The following is a 20,357-nucleotide window of genomic DNA, read 5'->3' as shown; positions in this document are numbered from 1 at the left end:
CGGACTGACCGGTTGCAGATCAGCCCGCCATGCCCTCATCGAAGCGAGAGATTCAAAGCAGGTCGATGACGAAAGTGCAGTCGAACGCGATTTTGTTCGCGCTTGCGAGCTGGCTCAGATCGACCGCGCCAGAGAGACGGACGGTCGCGGCCTTACCACGGAACTTGCCATCTCCCGAGAGAACTTCATTGTTCCCGGCACGGGGATCGACCCCGTTATGCGGGTCGCGGGCGACGGAGCGGCCGTGGGACTGACAGGCTGAACGGTCGTTCGACCGCGCGACACGAACGCCTTCGCGGAAATGGAAAATGGTCGTCGCCGTCAAGGACGTGCCGTTCCCCTCCGGCACGAAATCCGAAAGGCAGTCGGTCGCAGTTCCTATAACGTAACCGCTGTTTTCAGGCCACGTGTTTGAGAGCGACCGGCTGCGCGTAGGCCCATGGCATGAGCTCGTCGAGTTTGCTCGCGAGATGTCCGTCGACGATCTTCGCGAGGACATCGGCCATATAGGCCATCGGATCGACGCCGTTCAGTTTGCAGGTCTCGATGAGCGACGCGACGATCGCCCAGTTTTCGCCGCCTCCGTCCGAACCCGCGAAGAGCGCGTTCTTGCGATTGAGGGCAATGGGACGGATCGCGCGCTCGACGATATTGGAGTCGATCTCGGTGCGCCCGTCGTCGATAAAGCGCGTCAAGCCGTCCCAGCGTGAAAGCGCGTAGCGGATCGCCTCGGCGAGCTTGGTCTTCTGGCTGATCAGCGCGAGCTTCTCGCGCAGCCATGGCTCGAGGGCGTCGAGGATCGGGCGGGATTTTCCTGTCGCGCTGCGCGCCGGTCGTCCGGGTTCTGCCCGCGGATGTCGCTCTCGATGGCGTAGAGCGCGCCGATGCGCGCCAGAGCCTCACTGGCGATCGGCGCGGGACCTGCTGCGGCGAGTTCGTAGAAGCGCCGGCGGACGTGAGACCAGCAGAAGGCGAGCGACACGCTGTTCTTCTGCGTCAGCGCGCGATAGCCGGCGTAACCGTCGACCTGCACGACGCCCGTGAAGCCGGCAAGATGCGTGAGCGGCTGCTCGGACTTTCGGTTTTGCGCATAGACATAGACTGCGATTGGCGGATCGGCGCCGCCCCATGGCCGGTCGTCACGCGCATAAGCCCAAAGTTGGCCGGTCTTGGTGCGCCCGCGCCCGGGGTCAAGCACCGGCGCCCTTGTCTCGTCGGCGAAGATTTTTGTCGACGATCTGATGTGTTCCAGAAGCCGCTCGTGCACGGGCCGCAAATGCCAGGCGGCGCGGCCAACCCAGTCGGCGAGCGTCGAACGGTCGAGGGCGATCCCCTGCCGGGCGTAGATCTGTGCTTGGCGATAGAGCGGCAAGTGATCGGCGTATTTGGAGACCAGTCATGGGCGATTGTCGCCTCGGTCGGCAGGCCGCCCTCGATCAGCCGCGCCGGGGCCGACGCCTGCACGATAGCGCCCTCGCAGGCGCGGCAGGCGTATTTGGGACGCCGCGTCACCAGCACGCGGAACTGCGCCGGCACGACGTCGAGCCGCTCGGAGACATCCTCACCGATCTGATGGAGCGCCCCTTGCAGCAGGGACAGGCTTTATCCTCGATGTCGACGATGGTTTCGATGCGCGGGAGATGCGCAGGCAGCGCGCCACGGTTCGTGCGGCGCTTTCTGGACGCCTTCTCGCGTTCGGTGGCGGACTTGGCTTCCTCCTCCGCGGCGGCGCCCGCTTCCGTCTGTTCGACCTCTTCGAGCGCGAGCAGCATCTGGTCTTCGGGAAGGGTCTCGGCGCGTCGTCCAAAGCGATGGCGCTGCATCTCCTTGATGATCTGCACGAGACGATCGTTGCGCGCCCGCTCGGCGAGGAGCATCGCCTTCAGTTCGTTAGGATCGTCGGGAAGCGTCTCGACCGCCTGCGCCATAGACGCAGAAGACCATATTTTGTGCCGTCTTTCGACGCTCTCCGACGCCCTGATTCACTGTGTCGCATCATCCCGACAAGGCCGGCGCCGACGTCTCCTTCGCGCAGTACGCGCCGCCAGTCTAGCCCCTCCAGCAGCGCCGAAAATTGCGCCGCCGACAACCGCATCACCCCGTCTTCGATCTTCGGCCAGCGGAACTCGCCGTCCTCCAGTCGCTTGGCGAAGAGGCACACACCCGTGCCGTCCCAGAAGACAAGCTTGATGCGGTCCGCCCTCTTCGCGCGAAAGACGTAGATCGCGCCGTCGAAGGGATCGCACTGTATCGTCTCGCGCACCAGCGCCGCGAGACCCTCCGCGCCCTTGCGGAAGTCGACCGGCTTCGTCGCCACCATCACGCGCACCGCGCCCGTCGGACCGATCATTTGGCGGCTTTCAACGCCCGGATCACCGCAGCGATGGTCTTTGCTTGCGCGCCGCGTCCGACCCGAACCGTGACGCCATCAACTTCAAGTTCGATCGTCGGCGTCGAATCGACTTCCTGGCGCACAGCGCGTCGTTCGCGTTTGGTGAGCGGCGCGGGCGCAGGCCCTTGCGTGACTGCGGGAACGAACAATGGCGGCGCGCCTACGTCCTCGCGAGCCTCGGTCTCTTTGCGCGCCTGACGACGCCACGTAAAAGCTGCTGCGGCGTCAGACCATGCCGCCGCGCCACTTCACAAACGCTCGCGCCCTCCGCGAAGCTCTCAGCGACAATCGCCGCTTTCTGATCCGCGCCCCACGTCCTCCGACGCCCCGAGCCCGTGAAGACCTCGATCCGCCGCGCCGGAAACGCTTCAGGCTCCGGCATATGTTTACGCTCTGAAATCGACATGTGTCGGAGCCCTCTATCGCTCCGATTATCGTCCCTACCGCTCGCTCAAAACAGGTGGGAGCAGAACAGCGCTTACCCTATAACTTCGCCTTTCCGTACATCAATCAGTTGAAGATCGAAGCACATTTTGACTGAGGATCAGCCAAAGGTTCTTAAGATGATAGCGGAAGCTAGGCTCTCTCGAAGATCGCGCCTAAATTCTCCGGCAGCGCCGGCGCCTTCGTGCTTGCAATAATCTCAGGTATTGCGGACGTCGACGCCATTTCTCTGACAATTGCGCGCTTTGGCGCAGCAGGGATCGGCTTTGAAATCCGCCGCGCTGGCGGTTTTGCTTGCTATCCTCTCCAACTTCGTCGTCAAGGTCGGCACGGGTTGGGCTATCGGCGGCAGGAAGGTGGGCCTACGTCTCGCCGCTATTTCTATCATAGCCTTTGGCGCTGGCGTCGTATCTTTAATGATTGGCGCGGCGCGCGGGATTTAGTGACAGCTCCTTCTAAGCCATTTAGAGGCGTGCGATTGGCCGCCTCTGAAGCTCCGCACGTCGTCCTGTTGTGGTCTCAAATGCTCGTTATGATATCAAAAGGCCTCGAGGATAAGCATTGGCGCATAATCGACGCCAAGGCTCTCGTCGATCTTGCGCTTGGGCAACTCGATCTTGCGCTTCGGCGTATTTTCGTATGGAATTGCGCTGAGGATATGAGTGATAACGTTTAGCCGCGCGCTCCTCTTGTCGTCTGATTTCGCGACATGCCAGGGCGCCCATGGCGTATGGGTCGCGGCGAACATGTCGTCCCGAGCGCGCGTATATTCGTCCCAAAGCGCATAGGATTTCACGTCCATTTCAGTCAGCTTCCAAAGCTTACGGCCGTCATTGATGCGGTCGTCGAGACGCTTCGTCTGCTCCCCGGGACTGACTTCCAGCCAATATTTCAGGAGAATGACGCCCGACTCCACGATCGCCTGTTCGACCTTCGGCGCGGCGCTCAAGAATCCTTCGACCTGCTTTTCCGTGCAGAAGCCCATCACGCGTTCAACGCCCGCGCGATTGTACCAGCTACGGTCGAAAATCACGATCTCGCCTCCCGCAGGAAGATGCGGCAGATAGCGTTGAATATACATTTGAGACTTCTCGCGCTCCGTCGGCGCGGGCAGCGCAATGACGCGGAATGTCCGGGGGCTGACGCGCTCGGTCAGAGCTTTGATGACCCCGCCTTTTCCGGCGCCGTCGCGCCCTTCAAATAAGATGCAAATCTTTTTTTGCTCTTGCCGAACCCATTCCTGAAGTTGCACGAGCTCGACATGCAGCCGCGCAAGCTCGGCCTCATAGGTTTTGCGCGGCAGCTTTTCCGGCGCCCCTGATTGCGTCGCCGCGACATCAAGGGGCGCGCCCGCCCCCTTGCCTTTGCCCTTCGCCTTATTCTTCTTGCCCATGGCCCGCTCCGCGCCCGAGACGTCGTTACGCGAAATAAAGATAACGCTGGCTGCGCGGGGCGGCTATCGGAACGTTTTGAATTCGGGTCACGCAGCCAAACTGGCGTGAGCTTCGCCGTCCTCCATAGACGAAGGTTTGTCAGACTTTTGCGATCTGCAACGGTCTGATAGACTCTTGTGCATTGCGGCACCGGTCCCGCTCGTCCGGGCGTGCGCAGTGAGGAATGGCGTATGGCTGAGACCGTCCTCCCTTCTACAAACTTTCTATTCGACTATTGGCGCGACGCCTGTGAGCGTTCGATTCTTTTCCTGGATATCCTTCGTCGCCGAGGCAATGATTATCTCGCGCAGAGCGCTCGCATCGCGCCACATGTTCTGAATTTTGACGCGGAGGTCCTCATTGACGGGCGTGCGCTGCGAAAGCCCGTCAATTACGCCCTTGTGCGCATCGTCCCGCCGGGGGACGTCGCGATAGATCCGGACAAACGGCCCTTCATCGTTTTCGACCCGCGCGCCGGCCATGGGCCCGGCATTGGCGGAATGAAGCACGACAGCGAAATTGGCGTCGCCCTGCGGGCCGGCCATGCTTGCTATTTCGTCGGCTTTCTGCCGCACCCTGTCTCCGGCCAGACAATCGAAGATGTCTGCCGCGCGGAAGCGCAGTTCGTCCGCAAGGTCATTGAACGGCATCCGACCGCCGACGGCAAGCCGGTTCTCATCGGCAATTGCCAGGCAGGCTGGCAGATCATGATGATGGCGGCTTTGGAGCCCGACCTACCTGGCCCGATCCTCGTCGCCGGAACGCCGCTTTCCTATTGGGCCGGCGTCCGCGGCAAGAATCCCATGCGCTATCTCGGCGGGATGCTGGGCGGGACATGGCTCACCGAGTTCACGAGCGATCTCGGCGACGGCGTCTTCGACGGCGCCTGGCTGATCTCGAACTTCGAGTCCAACAATCCGTCCAATACGCTCTGGACCAAGCAGTATAATGTTTATTCGAAGGTCGATACGGAAGGGCCACGCTATCTCGAATTCGAGAAATGGTGGGGCAATCCCGTGCTGCTGAATGGCGAGGAAATCCAGTTCATCGTCGACGACCTCTTCGTCGGCAACCGTCTCGCGGCCGGTGAAATCGTGATGGGCGGCGAAGCCGTCGATTTGCGCAAGATCAAATCCCCGATCATCGTCTTCTGCTCGTTCGGCGATGATATCACGCCGCCCCAGCAGGCGCTCGATTGGCTGCTCGATCTCTATAAGGATGTCGGCGACATCATCGCCAATGGCCAGACGATCGCCTACTGCCTGCATCCGAGCGTCGGACATCTCGGCATCTTCGTCTCCGGCAAGGTCGCCAAGAAGGAGCATGAAGAGTTCGTCTTCAACATCGACCTGATCAACGTAATGCCGCCGGGCCTCTACGAAATAGTCCTGACGGAAGCCGACCCCGCAGCGTCCCATGCGGAGCTGATCTCAGGCAAATATATTGCAAAGCTTTCGCCGAGGACGCTCGACGACATACGCGCGCTGGGCTGTAATGACGACGCAGACGAGCGCCGCTTCGAGACGGTCGCCCGGGTTTCCGAGATCAATAAAGCGGCCTATGAGCGCTTCCTGCAACCAACCGTACAGGCGCTTTCGACGCCCGCGACCGCCGAATTCCTGCGCGAGACGCACCCAAATCGCGTGGCTTTCCGCGCCTTCAGCGACCGCAATCCCGCCATGCGGCCGATCGCCCTCGCGGCGGAACAGATCAAGGCGAACCGCCATCCCGTCGAGCCGGATAATCCCTATTTGGCTTTCGAGAAGATGGCTTCCTCGTGGATCGTCACGAATCTCGACATCTTCGCCAAATGGCGCGAGGCCGTGACGGAAAACATCTTCCTGTCAGTCTATGGCGCGCCGTGGCTGCAGACGGCGGTAGGAATTGCGCCGGCCGGATCAGAAGCGGATGCGATCGCGATCGAGGCTCCCAAGGCCTCAGCGCTCATGGACGCGGCCATGTCGCGGGGCGGGCCGATTGAAGCGGGGTTGAGGGCGTTGCTCTATATCCAGGCGGGCGAAGGCGCCGATGAGCGTCATTTCAACGCCATAGAAGCGTTACGCAGGAGCGCGCCCGAGGGAGAACGGGTGAGCATGCGTGAGCTCAAGGAGATGATGAGCACACAAGCCTCCTTGTTACGGGCCGATTCCGCCACCGCTCTCGATGCGATCTCAAAAATGCTGCCGCAGGACACAGAGCGCCGGAGGAGGCTGCTCGGCACGGTCTATGACCTCGCGACAGCTGACGGCGTTCTTCTTCCAGACCAGATGACGCGCTTCGACCGCGTCAGGGAAGCGTTCGGCCTTGTGGACGCGCATATCGGCGTCCTTCCCGACCTCAAGACAAGCAAGGTGGCCTGATGAAGTCTGCTACCAAGCCTGAAGCCCATGAAAAATATGACCGGTTGATCGAAGCCGCGTCGGGCGCCGGTCCCATCGCAACCGCTGTGGCGCATCCTTGCGACGAGGTATCGCTCAAGGGCGCAATGGAAGCGGCGCGGCTCAAACTGATTGAGCCCATATTGGTCGGGCCGGCGGCGCGCATTCGGGAGGTCGCCGCTCAATTCGGCGCCGAGATCGGCGCTGTGAGGATTGTCGACTCGGCGCATAGCCATGACGCGGCGGCCAAGGCGGTCGAGCTTGTCCGCAATGGCGAAGCGGATACGCTGATGAAGGGCAGCCTGCATACGGACGAAGTGATGTCCGCCGTCGTCGCGCGCGAGACCGGCATTCGCACGTCGCGCCGCATCAGTCACTGCTTCGTCATGGACGTGCCGGGCCATCCGGACCCGCTCATCATCACCGACGCCGCCGTGAATATTGCGCCCACGCTCGAAGAGAAGGTCGACATCGTGCAGAACGCCGTAGATCTTGCCCATGCGCTACGGTTTCCCGAAGTGCGCGTGGCCGTCCTTTCGGCCATGGAGACGGTCAATCCAAAAGTGCAGTCGTCGATGGACGCGGCCATGCTGAGCAAGATGGCCGACCGGGGCCAGATCACTGGCGCCCTTGTCGACGGCCCACTTGCGCTCGACAACGCCATCGACGACGAGGCGGCGGCGACGAAGAAGATCGTATCGCCCGTCGCCGGCCGAGCCAATGTGTTGGTGGTTCCCGATCTCGAAGCCGGCAATATGCTTGCCAAAAGCCTCACCTTCCTTGCGGGCGCGGACAGCGCCGGCGTCGTGCTCGGCGCGCGCGTTCCGGTGATCCTCACGAGCCGCGCCGACTCGCTCATCGCCCGTCTCGCCTCCTGCGCGGTGGCCGCGCTTCTCGTCCAATCACGCCGCGACGCGGCGGCGAAGCGGAGCTGAGCGCCGCCATGCAGACGGGAGTCGCGCAGGTTCTTGCAGGCAAAAAGGCGCTCGTCGTCGGCGTGGCCAACGATCAATCGATTGCTTATGGCTGCGCGAAGGCTTTTCGCGCCGCGGGGGCCGAAATCGCCGTCACCTGGCTGAACGACAAGGCGCGGCCGCATGTCGAGCCGCTTGCGAAGGCGCTTGGCGCGGACATTCTGGCGCCGCTCGACGTGACCAGGCCCGGCGAACTCGAGGCGGTCTTCAAGCTGATTTCAAACCGATGGGGACGGCTCGACATTCTCGTTCATTCCATCGCCTTCGCGCCGAGGGAAGATTTGCAGGGCGGGCTGCTCGATTGCTCGGCGGAAGGCTTCGCCAAGGCCATGGACATCTCGTGCCACTCCTTCATCCGCATGGCCCGCCTTGCAGCGCCGTTGATGACGGATGGCGGCGCGATGTTCGCCATGAGCTATATCGGCGCCGACCGCGTCGTTCCCAATTACAATGTCATGGGGCCAGTCAAGGCTGCGCTGGAATCGGCATGCCGCTATCTCGCCTATGAACTCGGACCGAAAGGCGTTCGCGTCCATCCCGTCTCGCCCGGCCCGTTGAAGACGCGCGCGGCCTCCGGCCTCAAGGACTTCAACCTCATGCTGAATGAAGCCGCCTCCAAGGCGCCTCTCGGCGAGTTGATCGACATTATGGATGTGGGCTGGACCTGCGCATATCTCGCGACGCCCTTCGCCCACAGGCTCACGGGCGACACGGTCTATATCGACAGCGGCGCCAGCATCGTGGCCTGACGGGAGAGAAAATGTCCGCCATCGCCGTCGTCAACGCCGGTTCTTCGAGCATCAAGTTTGCAATCTTCGGCGCTTTAGAAGCGCCAGCGCTCCGACTCAAGGGCCTCATCGAAGGGATCGGCGCGACGCCTCGCGCCAAGTTGTCCGGCCCTGGCGGTGAGACCGTTTTAAAAGAAGACCTGCCGCCTGACGGCTTCGATCACGCCGCCGCGACGCGCGCCATGATGCGCATCGCCGCCCCCTGGCTCGACGGCGGGGATATAGCGGTCGTGGGTCATCGCGTCGTGCATGGGGGCGGCGAATTTTCCGCGCCCGCGCGCGTGACCGAAGCCTGCGTCGAAAAGCTCGCCGCCTTTGTTCCGCTGGCGCCGCTACATCAGCCGCATAACCTCGCGGTGATTCGAGCCTTGCTCGCCGAGCATCCGCTGCTCCCGCAAGTCGCCTGCTTCGACACGGCATTCCATACGAGCCAGCCGCCCATCGCTCAAGCTTTCGCGATCCCGCGGCAATATTCGCAGGCCGGCGTGCGGCGCTATGGCTTCCACGGCATCTCCTATGAATATGTCGCCAGCAGATTGAAGGAGATCGCGCCGGACATCGCCAAGGGGCGCGTGATCGTAGCGCATCTCGGCAATGGCGCGAGCCTCTGCGCCATGAAGGACGGCAAGAGCGTCGCGAGCACAATGGGTTTCACCGCTGTCGACGGCCTCGTCATGGGCACGCGTTGCGGCGCGATCGACCCTGGAGTTCTGCTCCATATGATCGACCAATTCGGCTTCAACGCCCGTGATCTCGAAGACTTGATTTATCGCAAATCGGGCCTGCTCGGCGTCTCGGGCATATCTTCCGATATGCGCACGCTACGCGCCTCCTCCCAGTCGACGGCCAGGGAGGCGATCGCGCTTTTCGTTTATCGCATCGTCCGCGAGATCGGCTCGCTTGCAGCCGCGCTTGGCGGCCTCGACGCCATCGTCTTCACCGGCGGCATCGGCGAAAACGACCCCGAGACCCGCGCGGAAGTCGCTGCGGGTTGCGGCTGGCTGGGCGTGGTCCTTGATGGCGAAGCAAATCGCCGCGGCGAAATACTTGCCTCAAGTGAAGGCTCTCGAGTCGCGATACTCGTCATTCCGACGAACGAAGAACTTGAGATTGCGAAAAGCGCGTGGCGGATTGCCTGCTCTCGGGATTTCGCCGCCTGATATTCTGTTAAAAAAAGGAATCATTAGTGGAGCTACGGTCTTAAGAAGCTGTTAAACTACGATTGAGTCGGCGAATGGCCAAGCTTCTGGCTGTAACGCCGCAATGGGGAATGGCTTAGATGGCAGGAAAAACCACGCTGTTGATTGCGGCAGCCGTCATCGGGGTTGGGGCGTTCTTCGGCTATCAATATTGGCAGGAAAAGCAGAACGCGCTGCCCGCCGGCATCGCCTCCGGCAATGGACGCCTCGAAGCCAAGCTCGTCGACATCGCGCCGAAGGAATCGCTGCGCGTCAAACAGATCTTCTACGAGGAGGGCGACCTTGTGAAGCCGGGCGACGTGGTGGTGCAGATGGACACCAACACTTTGCAGGCCCAGCTCGAGGAAGCCAAGCTCAACGTCGTCGCCACGCAGGAGAAAGAAGCGGTCGCCAAGGCGACGATCGCGCGCAGCAAGGCCCAGATCGAGCTCGCCAGGGTTGAAGTCAATCGCAGCAAGAATCTTGTCGCCCAGCGCGCCGGGTCCCAGCGCGAGCTCGACGTGCGCAACACGACGCTGAAGACGACAACCGCCGCGCTACAGGAAGAAGAAGCCAAGCTGCGGACGATCCAGCAGGAAGTGAATGTCGCGAAGGCGAAGGTCACGACGATCCAGACGCGAATCGACGACGCAACTCTCCACTCGCCCATTCTCGGCCGCGTGCTCTACAAGCTGGCCGAGGTCGGAGAGGTGCTCGGCGCCGGCGGCAAGGCGATGACGCTCGTCAATCTCGAAGACGTCTATATGGAGATTTTTCTTCCGTCCGCCGACGCCACGAGAGTGAAGCTCGGCGCAGAAGCGCGTATCGTCGGCGACCATACGCCGGGCCGTGCGGTCCCCGGCCTGGTCAGCTTCGTTTCGCCGGAAGCGCAATTCACGCCCAAGCAGGTCGAGACGAAGAGCGAGCGCGAAAAGCTGATGTTTCGCGTGAAGATCAAAGTGCCTGAAAAAATCGTCAGCTCCTATATCGACTACGTCAAAACTGGCGTGCGCGGCGTCGGCTATGTGAAGCTCGATCCAGCCGTCGAATGGCCCGCCTGGCTGCAGAGCGCGGCCGCGCCCCCGGAAACGGCGGGCAAGAATGCCCAGCGTTGACGCGCGCGAGGCCTCGCAGGCCATGAGTGCGAAGGCGCTTCAGGCGACGAGGCCGGAAGAGCAAAACCCTTCGGAGCGCGCGCCGGTCGTTTCCGTTTCCGGCGTCACCCATCGCTACGGGGCCGCCATCGCGGTCGACGATCTGTCGCTCAACATCCCGGCCGGCCTCATGGTCGGCATCATCGGGCCGGACGGCGTGGGCAAATCGACGCTGATGGCCCTGATCGCGGGCTCGAAGAAAATCCAGCAAGGCAAGGTGATCGCGCTTGGCGGCGACATGGCCGACGCGCGGCACCGCCGCGACGCCTGCCCGCGCATCGCCTATATGCCGCAGGGCTTGGGCAAGAATCTCTATTTTGAGCTGAGCGTCAAAGAGAATGTCGACTTCATGGCGCGGCTCTTCGGCCTGTCGGCCGCCGAGCGGCCCGCGAAAGTGAAGGAGCTGCTCGACGCCACGGGCCTCGGGCCATTCCCGGACCGTCCTGCCGGCAAGCTGTCCGGCGGCATGAAGCAAAAGGTTGGCCTCTGCGGCGCGCTGGTGCACGAGCCCGATCTGCTCATTCTCGACGAACCGACGACGGGCGTCGATCCGCTGTCGCGCCGCCAGTTCTGGACGCTGATCGACGACATCCGCGCCGGCCGGCCGAGCATGAGCGTCATCATCTCGACGGCCTATATGGACGAAGCCCAGCAATGGGACTGGATCGTCGCCATGGACGCCGGCAAGGTGCTGGCGACCGGCACGCCCGCCGAGCTGATGGCGCGCACGGGCACGAGCGATCTCGAGAAATGCTTCATCCAGCTTTTGCCGGAGGAGAAGCGCACGGGCCATGTCGAGCTGACGATTCCGCCGCGCCCCGAGGGCAAGAAGGAAATCGCCATCGACGCGAAGGGGCTCACGCGCCGCTTCGGCGATTTCGTCGCCGTCGACCATGTGACGCTGACGATCGAGCGCGGCGAAATCTTCGGCTTCCTCGGCTCAAACGGCTGCGGCAAGTCGACGACGATGAAGATGCTCACCGGCTTGCTGCCGCCGACCGAAGGCTCGGCGACGCTTTTCGGCCAGTCGGTCGAGGCCGGCAGCATCGAGGTGCGCAACAATATCGGCTATATGACGCAGGCCTTCTCGCTCTACGGCGAATTGACCGTGCGCCAGAATTTGGTGCTCGACGCGCGGCTCTATCACATCGAGCCGAAAAAGGCGCAGGAGCGCATTGAGCAGCTCGTCGAGAAATTCGGCCTCGGCCCCTATATGGACGCGCTGGCCGGCGATCTGCCCATGGGCCTGCGCCAGCGCCTGTCGCTGGCCGTCGCCGTTCTGCATGACCCGCCGCTGCTCATTCTCGACGAGCCGACCTCGGGCGTCGATCCGGTGGCGCGCGACAGTTTCTGGGAATTGTTGATCGACCTCTCGCGCAATCAGGGCGTCACGATCTTCGTCACCACCCACTTCATGAACGAGGCGATGCGCTGCGACCGCATCTCCCTGATGAACGCCGGCAAGGTGCTCGCCTGCGACGACCCGCAGAAGCTGATCGAAGCGCGCGGCGCGGCGACGCTGGAAGAGGCCTTCATCGGCTATATGGAGGACGCCATCGGCGCCGCCGCCGCCGGCAAGGCCGAGGAAGCCGCCGCCGCGGCGGCCGACAAGGCGCTGGAAAAGCCGGAGCCGCGGCATCTCTCCGGCATGGCGCTGCGCATCGGGCGCATGCTCGCCTACAGCGCCAATGAGGCGATGCAGATCCTGCGCGATCCCGTGCGCCTGGCTTTCGCCTTTGTCGGCTCCGCGCTTCTGATGCTCGTCTTCGGCTTCGGCATCACGACGGATGTCGAGCATGTCCGCTATGCGGCGTTCGACCAGGATCAGTCCCCCGAGAGCCGCGCCTATCTTCAGCAATTCGCGGGAACGCCGCGCTATTTTCGCGAAACCCGGCCCGTCGGCTCGGCGGAGGATTCGCTGAAGCGCCTTCAGTCGGACGACATCTCCCTCGTCGTCGAGATCCCTCCGAATTTCGGGCACGATCTTCGCAAGAACGCCCGTCCCGAGGTGCTGGCGCAGGTCGACGGCGCCAACACTTTCCGCGGCGAGACCGTCTCTCAATATGTGCAGGGCGTTCAGGACAAGGCCTTGCAGGATCCGGCCAACGGGCTGGATCTGAAGCCGCCGAAATACCGGGCGAACTTCCAGGACCGCTATATGTACAATCCGACGTTCGAGAGCGTCTATGCGATGGTCCCGAGCGTTCCGCCGATCCTGCTCATTCTCATCCCCGCCATTCTGATGGCGATCAGCGTCGTTCGCGAGAAGGAGCTGGGGTCGATCATCAATTTCTATGTGACGCCCACCGGACGTCTCGAATATCTGCTTGGCAAGCAGCTCCCCTATATCGTCATCGGCATGCTGAATTACTTCATCCTCGTCATTATGGCGATTGTGGTGTTCGGCATTCCGATCAAGGGGAGCTTCCTGATGCTCACGCTTATCACGCTCCTCTACGTGACCGCGACGACGGGCCTCGGGCTCGTTATTTCCACATTCGTGTCGAGCCAGGTCGCCGCTGTCTTCATTACGGCGATCATCACCCTGGTCCCGACCATTCAGTTCTCCGGACTCCTGCAACCGGTCTCGACGCTCGCGGGCCGCGCCAAGATGGTCGGCACGATCTGGCCGACGACCTATTACATGCATGCGAGCAAGGGCGCCTTCACGAAGGGGCTCGGCGCCGATCTCCTCATGCAGGACGTGATTTTCCTCGCCTGCTGCATTCCCGTTCTGTGGGCCGTAAGCACGCTTGCGCTCAGGAAGCAGGAGAAATAGGCGATGAAATCCCTGCTCAACATCTTTTACCTCGGGGTCAAGGAGCTGCGCAGCCTCGGCAGCGATCTCGTCATGATGTTTTTCGTCGCCTACGCCTTCACCGGCACGATCTATATCCAGGCGACCGGCACATCGAGCGAGGTGAACAACGCTTCGATCGCCTTTGTCGACGAGGATCATTCCGCTCTCTCAAAGGAGCTGATCAACGCCTTCTATCCGCCCCGCTTTCAGGAGCCGGAGCTGATCGACGCCTCCGAGGTGGAAACGGCGATGGACGAAGGTCGCTTCATGTTTGTCGTCACCATCCCGCCGCGCTTCGAATCCGACCTGCGCACGGGGCGCCATCCCGACATTCAGCTCAGCATCGACGCCACGGCCATGCAGCAGGCCGCAATCGGCGCCGGCTATATCAAGAATATCATCAATCAGCGCGTGACCTCTTTCTTCAGCCGCGCGAGCGGCGCGACGCCGCAGCCGATCAATCTCGTTATTCGCCGTCTCTTTAACCCGAATGGCGTCACCTCTTGGTTCGCGAGCGTGGTCGGCATCATCAATCAGGTGACGATGCTCACCATCATTCTGACCGGCGCAGCCGTCATCCGAGAGCGCGAGCATGGCACTCTGGAGCACTTGCTCGTGATGCCGCTGTCGGCTTTTGAAATCGCTATGGCGAAAGTATGGGCGAACAGCCTCGTCATCCTGCTGGCGACGGCGGCCTCGCTCTATCTGATCGTGATGAAGGCGCTCGAAGTGCCCTTCGCCGGCTCCATCCTGCTCTGGTTCACCGGGGTCCTTCTCTATCTCTTTTTCGCCACGGCGCTCGGCATCTTCCTCGGCACCATCTCGCAATCCATGGCGCAATTCGCGCTGCTGATCATTCTGGTGGTGGTGGTGCTGCAGCTTCTCTCCGGCGGCAACACGCCCGTCGAGAGCCAGCCGATCTGGCTGCAATATATGACCTTCTTCCTGCCATCGCGGCACTTTGTGAGCTTCTCGCAGAAGATCATCTATCGCGGCGGCGGCATAGAGGCCGTCTGGCCGCAATTCGCCATGGTCGCGGCCGTTGGCCTCGCTTTCTTCAGCTACAGCCTTTCGCTGTTCCGTAAATCCATCGCGGTGACGAAATAATGAACGTGATCCTTCGCAAGAGTGGCGGGCGACCGACCTCCGGAGAACGCTATTTCCGCAATCTGAACGGCAAGCTGGCGGCGCTGAGGACGAAACGAAGACTGCCCTTGATCGGATTTGCGCTCGCGCTCAACGGCTGCGCACTTGGTCCTGACTTTCTGCCCCCGGAGGCCTCGGTTCAAGAGAACTGGATCGAGAAGAAAGACAAGCGAGTCTCCAACAAGGAAGTAAAGAGCAACTGGTGGCGGGCCTTCAAGGACCCGACGCTCGACCGGCTTGTTTGTCTCGCCGCCGAACAGAACCTTCCGGTGCAAATTGTCGGCCTGCGCATTCTTGAAGCGCGCGCGCAGCTCGGGATCGCCATCGGGCAGATGTTTCCACAGCAGCAGGAAGGCACGGGCTCGGCGACCTGGAACAAAGTCAGCCAGCAGGCGGCAAACCGCTCGCAGCTCCCCACCCACCACTTTGCGGATTACTCGATTGGGATGGACGCTTCCTGGGAAATCGATTTCTGGGGGCGCTACCGGCGGGGCGTCGAGGCCGCCGATGCAACCATGTCGCGCTCAATCGCGGATTATGACAACGCCCTTGTTTCGCTGACCGCGGAGGTGGCGCGGACCTATGTGTCGCTCCGCACCTTCGAAACGCTTCTTGAGATCGCCCGCGAGAACGTGCGCCTGCAGAAAGAGGGCTTGCAGATCGCCCAGGCGCGCTTCCGCGCCGGCGCCACTTCCGAGCTCGACGTCGCCCAGCAGAAAGCCTTGCTCGAGAACACGATCGCCAATATTCCGCAATTCCAGACCGGCGTGCAGCAAGCCAAGAACGCTTTAAGCGTCCTGCTCGGCCAACCGCCGGGAGGCGTGGACAAGCTGCTGCATGGCGCACAGCAAATCCCCTACGCGTCGCCGCGCGTCAGCATTGGCCTGCCAGCCGAGTTGCTCAGACGGCGTCCCGACATTCGGGCGGCTGAGATGAACGCCGCCGCCGAGAGCGCCCGCATTGGGATTGCCGAATCGGACCTCTATCCGCGCTTCTTCCTGTTCGGCGAAATCGGGGTAGAGTCAGCCGATATCGCCAAGCTGTTCGCGCCGGGTAGCTTGTTCCTCACAGTAGGGCCATCCTTCCGGTGGTCCATTCTCAATTATGGCCGCATCGCCAACAACATCCGGGCTCAGGACGCACGCCTCCAGCAGACCCTCGTAAATTACGAAGACACCGTGATCAGGGCCGCCCGAGAAGTAGAGGATGCGCTCATCGCGTTCCTGAAAGCTCAGCAGAGCGCAGCGTCGCTCCGCAGATCTGTCGCCGCTGCACAACGGGCGGTCGAACTCTCCTTCATCCAGTATCGGGAGGGAGCCGAGAATTTTCAGCGCGTGCTGGATGCGCAGACCCGGCTCCTCGATGAGCGCAACCGTCTGGCTCAGACGCGCTCGGACATCGCGAATAATCTCGTCGCGCTCTACAGAGCTCTTGGCGGCGGCTGGGAGATTCGTGAGGGCAAACCTGTTGTTCCGCCCGTTACGCAGGCGCAAATGGCCAGCCGCACGGATTGGGGCAATCTGCTTCCTGCGCAGGTCCCTCCGCCTACGCCCGATTTGACTTTGCCCACCCCTGCGGGACAAACTCCACTGCTGTTACCGCCAGATTACGAGGCTGCGCCGATGCCGCCTGCAAGGCCGGCCAATCCATGAAAGGACTAGGCTCAGGACTCGTTGATTGAGATAGAATGCGACGGCTGCTGCGATGCGAATGGCCGAAAAGAAGGCGTGGGCGCATCGATCGTAGCGTGTGGCGATGCGCCGCAAGTCCTTAAGTTTTGCGAAGAGGTTTTCGATCTTGTGCCGGTGGCAATAGAGCCTTATCGTAATCGAGTGGCGCCCTGCGGCTTTTGGTAGATGGAATGCAGGGCTCTGTCCCACGCTTCTTGAGCGCCGCGCGGAACCAGTCGCTGTCATAACCCTGTCGGCGATCATAACGGAAGCGGGCGGGAGAGCGTCGAGCATTAGCCGCGCGCCCTTGTGGTCGCTCATCTGATCTTCGGTCAGCAACACACGAGCGGCTTGCCGGCGCTGTCGCAGACGACGTGAAGCTTGGAGTTCAACCCGCCTTTCGTGCGGCCGATGCAGCGGGAAAGAACCCCATTTGGCGCCATCAAAAAAATGAGCTCGATCCGAGACCCTAACAGCGTAGCGCCAATTAAACTCCATAGTTCGTTCGCCCGTGACTTCTCAGTCAACCGCTTGCGGCGCGGTGTGACGCTAACGAGTCAGGTCCAAAGTGTCGGAAGATCGCTTGCGACGCCGAGCAGGACTTTCACCCTAATGCTTGAGCATCTGTTGACGCTCATAACCTTTGGCATGGAATATTTACCAGAAGACATCTGTGAAGGGGCTTATGAGCCATCTTGCTGCACCACCTTGATGGCGCGCTATGCAGCTTATTAGATTACGATATACGTGAGCCCTTGCCGGAACGCATGGTTGATTTGTTCAAAATAATTGAACAGCGACGGTTCTGCGTCCTCGATACTGGCTCCAACGATTATGTCGGGCTTGGCGCTCTTGTCCAAGCATGGGGCCACTAAGGATATAGAGGCGATGCTCTAGTGTCGTACGGCCTCGCATCGCGTTATCGGCGAGACTTAGGCAGCTGCATAAGCCTCATCATCGAAATGGGAACCGTTGCTCTATCACGACGTTTCCCTAGCAGGTCGCCTCAGGGGAATAAGGTGGTCAAGAAAATTCTTCTCATCGCTTTCATTGTCGCTGGCTTTGGCTCAACACAAACGGCCAAGGCGGGATGCGGCTATTATTTCGTCCCCCAGCCCGTTAGCGCCCGGGTTATTTACCTCGATGGCGCGCCAAGGCGCGACGGCTTCTGGAGGTGCAGATTGACTCCGAGATATCGCTGGTTATGCGACGGATGGGAGGGGCCTGGATATTCGTTCGATGGCAACATTGTCACCTGTTATTGATTTTGCGTCGCGCCTCCTTTGATTAAGGGATGGTTTGGCGAGCCTAGCTCTCGCACTAGTGAGGTTGATCCTCTGCCGCGAGCTTGCAGAAAACTCTCTGATTTAATAAATGGTTGTCGGTCTTCAAGATTTTTTCATTGCCAGTCATGAGCAGCGATCTATGTTGAAAGGAGTGAGCCTTGGCGCTCACTCGCGCAGCGTTTTTGAAGATCGGCGCTGGCCATGCGTTCCTACTTGTCCATCCCCCTTCTGATTATCGTCGCTCTTAATCATTCTCAAGTTGCAAGTGCTCGCGTTTTTATCCACGTCGACCTTTCCAGCTAGACGATGCATGTGCAGTCCTCCCGCAAAAGTTATTCATGGCCGGTCTCAACCGCACGCGCAAGATGTGTAACCCCTCGTGGCAATTATTCTGCCACAAGCCTGCAAAGGATCCACTACTCACAAAAATACGACATGTCTACAATGCCCCATTCGATCTTTTTCCGCGGGGGTGTAGGGGGTCATGATCTTTGGCCACCCTGCTAGGCCGGCCATCGGCGGCCGAAGGCGCTAAGTCTTCAACGGGTTATCTCGCACTCGGCCGCGTGGGGGATTTGGCCACTTCCGGGCGGATTTTGGCCGATCTGGCGGGTTTTGTGGCCAAAGGCGGCCGCAGGCGGGCGGCGCGCAACCGTTTGCGTTCATTGGGGATGCGCCGGGGCGGGGCTCCGGCGAGGGACGCGGGGAGGGGGGGGCGAGTCTTCGCGCGTGGACAAAATGCGCAAAAGTGGCCAAAGATCGCTGCTATGTCGAAGTAAAACAGCGTGTTGCGATTTTTTGTGGCCAAAGGCGGCTCAAGCGCCCGGATGGGAACGCATTAGTCCTTAAAGGCGACGGTCATGGTCAGCTCCTTACCCCGACGCGCGGCGATAAACTGAGCGGCGCCGAGGTCGACGATCTCGGTGGACTGGGTATCGATGGCGCGGCTCGAAGCATCCATGCATGCGCCCACCTGTCTCGGCGGAACCTTGGGAAGAACCAGCTTGACGACGATGGGTAGAATGACCATCAGGTGCTCGCCCTTACAAGCAGCACAATTAATAGTGACCGATCGGAGCCCCTTGCCGTCTTCTCGCGACTGAACGTCGAGCGTGGTCGTTTGGACCGAATAAGAGCAGGTTCGCCCATATCCGTCCTTGCACTCGCCTTTATAGGCATTCGCCCGCCAACTTCGTGCCAGAGGCGCCGCCTCGAAGCGCTCCCCGAAATTATCAGCCGTTAGGGGCGAGGCCGCGTAGGCCGGGGCGACGCCGAGCATTGCGGCGATGGTGAGAAAAGAGAGAAAGAAGCGCATCTGACCCCTCCTATCTGGAGCCACGTTTGACTTTCGGTTGATCACGAGCTGGCATAATCACACCTAAATTCAGGCCAGCGCGCGCGACTGTAAGCTTACCGAGAAACCCGCCGACATCCATTTCCTCGAACCCCTCATAGGTAAAGCGCAGAGTTCGCCTGCATTTTTTGGTCTGTGACTTATCGATCGTGTCGCAGTCCCGCTCGATCATTTTGCGCTCGCTGTCTGGATAGAGCGCCGTGAAATCGACCCGGCTGCGCGGACCAGTGCATCTGAAGTCTCCAACGTCGGCATAAAAGCAATTTAGTTCGACCTGAAGGATTTTCATGTCCCACTTATGGGTCTGGACAGAGAGGTCGCCCGCAGAAATTGCTGTAAAATCGGAAGATGATGCGAATGCGCCGGCGATTCTTTCAAGGCGGGCAGACATATCCTCAGACGTATCTGCCGAGGGCCGCTCATCATTTACGTTCGCTGCGGCTTTCGGCGGCTCTGGGGGCTCGGGCGCGGCGGCGGCCGTCTCAGTCTGCGTCGGCGAGGCCGGCGCAATGGCAACCGAAGGCTCTGAAGCGTTATTTGCCGCCTCGATCGGCGGGCAAGATGGCGCCGGCGCCTGCTTTTCGGGCTTGAGGGCGTATCCGAAAGCAACGGCTAATATCAAGCCACACAAGTATAGGATCGGCCGCATGTAATTTTTCCTCCTACAAAAGCCGCTCCGTCCAGAATACGCGCCCGTGCACCCGGAGCTGCTCCGCATCGGCCTTTGAGAGACGTAGGGGAGGATACACGGCTGAATTGTCAGAAATCAGCGTGAGCGTCCCGTCTATTTGACGCTGGACCCGCTTAATAAGGACGTTTTCGTCGATCGAGACGACATAGATCGCGTCTCCCACGATCTCTTTCTGGGAGCGATCGACAAGGACGATCGAGCCGTCCTTGATCGTCGGCTCCATGGAATCGCCGCGCGCCTTAATGAACTCGACGCGGCTTGTGTTCGCGCCGAGTTCCCGTAGGCGAGCGCGTGAAAACGAGAAGGAAGCTTCTCCGCGTTGAGCGTCGTTTTTGGCGCCGTGGCCGGCGGACGCGGTGACGGACAGCAGCGGAATCGAAATCGGGTCAGAGACATCTATGTCCTGCCTAATAGCCGAAACGTCCTCTCCCATAAGGACGGAGACGTCCATATTGAGGGCCTTGGCAAGTTTCTCCATCATTTTCATGCCCGGCACGACGTTTTCGTTGGCGTAGCGGGTCAAATTCCGCACGGAAATCCCTGAAATTCGTGAAAAAGCGGACTTTCCGCCAGCCCTCTGGATGGCGGCGTCAATTCGCTTCGCGAGCGGCGTTCTGTGGTCCTCCCCACCGTCGGACAATCATGTCTCCACAAGGACATCTATGGACT

The 20,357-nt window shown here is 61.0% G+C and carries 18 protein-coding genes and 3 pseudogenes; 9 read left to right on the top strand and 12 right to left on the bottom strand.

Annotated elements, in window-relative coordinates; all coding sequences use genetic code 11:
• Positions 1 to 52: 52 nt before the first annotated feature.
• The 7 genes and pseudogenes from ACV7JP_RS05135 to ACV7JP_RS05105 form a co-directional block, all read right to left on the bottom strand.
• Positions 53 to 325, bottom strand: a complete 273-nt coding sequence (locus ACV7JP_RS05135; RefSeq protein WP_457798152.1) for a hypothetical protein — start codon at positions 323 to 325, stop codon at positions 53 to 55.
• Between the two features lie 73 nt (positions 326 to 398).
• The gene (locus ACV7JP_RS05130; RefSeq protein WP_457799034.1) at positions 399 to 548 is read right to left on the bottom strand and encodes a transposase domain-containing protein; all 150 of its coding nucleotides are present in this window, start codon (positions 546 to 548) and stop codon (positions 399 to 401) included.
• Positions 549 to 632: 84 nt separating this feature from the next.
• Positions 633 to 1,372 (bottom strand): annotated as a pseudogene (gene tnpC, locus ACV7JP_RS05125) (IS66 family transposase); the annotation flags it as partial.
• Positions 1,373 to 1,685: 313 nt separating this feature from the next.
• A pseudogene (locus tag ACV7JP_RS05120) lies at positions 1,686 to 1,928 on the bottom strand (transposase domain-containing protein); the annotation flags it as partial.
• A gap of 101 nt (positions 1,929 to 2,029) precedes the next feature.
• Positions 2,030 to 2,350, bottom strand: a pseudogene (gene tnpB / locus ACV7JP_RS05115) (IS66 family insertion sequence element accessory protein TnpB); the annotation flags it as partial.
• A complete protein-coding gene (locus ACV7JP_RS05110) occupies positions 2,347 to 2,475 on the bottom strand; it encodes a hypothetical protein (RefSeq protein WP_457797107.1) in 129 nt (42 codons plus the stop codon). The pseudogene tnpB and the gene ACV7JP_RS05110, both read right to left, overlap by 4 nt.
• Positions 2,476 to 2,552: 77 nt before the next feature.
• Positions 2,553 to 2,774, bottom strand: a complete 222-nt coding sequence (locus ACV7JP_RS05105; protein WP_457797106.1) for a transposase — start codon at positions 2,772 to 2,774, stop codon at positions 2,553 to 2,555.
• A 328-nt stretch (positions 2,775 to 3,102) separates the two neighbouring features.
• Between ACV7JP_RS05105 and ACV7JP_RS05100 the strand changes: the two genes are divergently transcribed.
• Positions 3,103 to 3,279 (top strand): hypothetical protein, encoded by a 177-nt coding sequence (locus tag ACV7JP_RS05100; RefSeq protein ID WP_457798151.1) that lies wholly within the window; start codon positions 3,103 to 3,105, stop codon positions 3,277 to 3,279.
• A gap of 95 nt (positions 3,280 to 3,374) precedes the next feature.
• On the opposite strand, the gene ppk2 is transcribed toward ACV7JP_RS05100, so the two are convergent.
• Positions 3,375 to 4,229, bottom strand: a complete 855-nt coding sequence (gene ppk2 / locus ACV7JP_RS05095; RefSeq protein ID WP_457798150.1) for a polyphosphate kinase 2 — start codon at positions 4,227 to 4,229, stop codon at positions 3,375 to 3,377.
• Between the two features lie 231 nt (positions 4,230 to 4,460).
• On the opposite strand from ppk2, the gene ACV7JP_RS05090 reads away from it, so the two are divergent.
• From ACV7JP_RS05090 to ACV7JP_RS05055, 8 genes are all read left to right on the top strand, one after another.
• Positions 4,461 to 6,629, top strand: coding sequence for a DUF3141 domain-containing protein (locus ACV7JP_RS05090; RefSeq protein ID WP_457798149.1), 2,169 nt, complete (start codon positions 4,461 to 4,463; stop codon positions 6,627 to 6,629).
• On the top strand, positions 6,629 to 7,582 hold the full coding sequence (locus ACV7JP_RS05085) for a phosphate acetyltransferase (RefSeq protein ID WP_457798148.1): 954 nt from the start codon (positions 6,629 to 6,631) through the stop codon (positions 7,580 to 7,582). The genes ACV7JP_RS05090 and ACV7JP_RS05085 overlap by 1 nt, the downstream gene beginning before the upstream one ends.
• A gap of 8 nt (positions 7,583 to 7,590) precedes the next feature.
• A complete protein-coding gene (gene fabI, locus ACV7JP_RS05080; RefSeq protein WP_457798147.1) occupies positions 7,591 to 8,370 on the top strand; it encodes an enoyl-ACP reductase FabI in 780 nt (259 codons plus the stop codon).
• 11 nt (positions 8,371 to 8,381) lie between these two features.
• Entirely contained in the window at positions 8,382 to 9,569 is a 1,188-nt protein-coding gene (locus ACV7JP_RS05075) for an acetate/propionate family kinase (RefSeq protein WP_457798146.1), read from the top strand.
• Positions 9,570 to 9,688: 119 nt separating this feature from the next.
• On the top strand, positions 9,689 to 10,702 hold the full coding sequence (locus tag ACV7JP_RS05070; protein ID WP_457798145.1) for an HlyD family secretion protein: 1,014 nt from the start codon (positions 9,689 to 9,691) through the stop codon (positions 10,700 to 10,702).
• Positions 10,703 to 10,724: 22 nt separating this feature from the next.
• Positions 10,725 to 13,520 (top strand): ribosome-associated ATPase/putative transporter RbbA, encoded by a 2,796-nt coding sequence (gene rbbA / locus ACV7JP_RS05065; RefSeq protein ID WP_457799033.1) that lies wholly within the window; start codon positions 10,725 to 10,727, stop codon positions 13,518 to 13,520.
• Positions 13,521 to 13,523: 3 nt separating this feature from the next.
• A complete protein-coding gene (locus ACV7JP_RS05060; RefSeq protein ID WP_457798144.1) occupies positions 13,524 to 14,648 on the top strand; it encodes an ABC transporter permease in 1,125 nt (374 codons plus the stop codon).
• Complete coding sequence (locus ACV7JP_RS05055; RefSeq protein ID WP_457798143.1) at positions 14,648 to 16,339, top strand: efflux transporter outer membrane subunit; 1,692 nt, start codon at positions 14,648 to 14,650, stop codon at positions 16,337 to 16,339. The genes ACV7JP_RS05060 and ACV7JP_RS05055 overlap by 1 nt, the downstream gene beginning before the upstream one ends.
• Here the strand turns inward: ACV7JP_RS05055 and ACV7JP_RS05050 are convergent.
• The 4 genes from ACV7JP_RS05050 to ACV7JP_RS05035 all read right to left on the bottom strand — a co-directional run bounded on the left by ACV7JP_RS05050 (position 16,283) and on the right by ACV7JP_RS05035 (position 20,328).
• Positions 16,283 to 16,855 (bottom strand): transposase, encoded by a 573-nt coding sequence (locus tag ACV7JP_RS05050; RefSeq protein ID WP_457798142.1) that lies wholly within the window; start codon positions 16,853 to 16,855, stop codon positions 16,283 to 16,285. The two genes, ACV7JP_RS05055 and ACV7JP_RS05050, sit on opposite strands and share 57 nt — an antisense overlap.
• Before the next feature lie 1,626 nt (positions 16,856 to 18,481).
• Positions 18,482 to 18,958, bottom strand: coding sequence for a hypothetical protein (locus tag ACV7JP_RS05045; RefSeq protein ID WP_457798141.1), 477 nt, complete (start codon positions 18,956 to 18,958; stop codon positions 18,482 to 18,484).
• A gap of 10 nt (positions 18,959 to 18,968) precedes the next feature.
• On the bottom strand, positions 18,969 to 19,646 hold the full coding sequence (locus ACV7JP_RS05040) for a hypothetical protein (protein ID WP_457798140.1): 678 nt from the start codon (positions 19,644 to 19,646) through the stop codon (positions 18,969 to 18,971).
• A gap of 13 nt (positions 19,647 to 19,659) precedes the next feature.
• Positions 19,660 to 20,328 carry a S24 family peptidase gene (locus ACV7JP_RS05035; protein WP_457798139.1) on the bottom strand — a complete coding sequence of 223 codons (669 nt, stop codon included), beginning with the start codon at positions 20,326 to 20,328 and terminating at the stop codon, positions 19,660 to 19,662.
• Positions 20,329 to 20,357 lie beyond the last annotated feature (29 nt).

It is taken from the genome of Methylocystis sp. S23 (assembly GCF_054106005.1).
Note: the sequence above shows the minus strand (reverse complement) of the source record. Positions and strands in the feature narration are given on the sequence as shown.